General features: G+C 74.5%; 1 protein-coding gene. It reads left to right on the top strand.

Annotation, left to right across the window (positions count from 1 at the left end; all coding sequences use genetic code 11):
• The coding region (locus E1289_RS37775; protein WP_243713497.1) for a site-2 protease family protein at positions 1–877 on the top strand (877 nt) is incomplete at both ends.

Genomic DNA, 877 nt, shown 5'->3' with positions numbered 1-877 from the left:
CCTCCCGCCCCGGCCTCCTCATGGGCCGCCCCTTCGGCATCCCCGTCTACGTCTCGCCCAGCTGGTTCCTCGTCGCCGCGCTCATCACCGTCCTCTTCGAAGGCCAGGTCGACGGCGTCGTCGAACGCCCCCTCAGCTACCTCGTCGCCTTCGCCTACGCCGTCCTCCTCTACGGCTCCGTCTTCATCCACGAACTCAGCCACGCCGTCACCGCCCGCGCCTTCCACCTCCCCGTCCGCTCCGTCACCCTCCACGTCCTCGGCGGCGAGACCGCCATCGAACGCGAGGCGCCCACCCCCGGCCGCGAATTCCTCATCGCCTTCGCCGGCCCCCTCGTCAACCTCGTCCTCGCCGGACTCGGCATCCTCGCCCACCTCCTGCTCCCCCTCCCCGACGTGGCCCTCCTCCTCGTCGACGCCCTCGCCTTCGCCAACCTCCTCGTCGGCGTCTTCAACCTCCTGCCCGGCCTGCCCCTCGACGGCGGACGCCTCGTCCGCGCCGCCGTCTGGAAGGCCACCGGCCGCAGCCGCAGCGGCGCCATCATCGCCGGATGGGTCGGCCGCGGCGTCGCCATCGCCTGCCTCGTCGCCGGCGCCTACCTCGCCACCTACGGAACCGCCGCCCCCGACGGAAACGCCACCGGCGGCATCGGCTGGCTCGCCCTCCTGTGGTCCGCCCTCGTCGCCTCCTTCATCTGGGTCGGCGCCACCCAGGCCATCCGCGCCGAGCACGTCCGCGACCGCATCCCCCGCCTCGCCGCCCGCGGCCTCGCCCGCCGCGCCGCCCTCGTCACCGCCGACGTCCCCCTCGCCGAGGCCATCCGCCGCGCCCAGCACGACCAGGCGGGCGCCATCGTCATCGCCGACCACGAAGGCCG

Source organism: Actinomadura sp. 6K520 (genome assembly GCF_004349245.1).
Taxonomy (GTDB): Bacteria; Actinomycetota; Actinomycetes; order Streptosporangiales; family Streptosporangiaceae; genus Spirillospora.
This window is presented reverse-complemented; position numbering and strand designations above follow the sequence as displayed.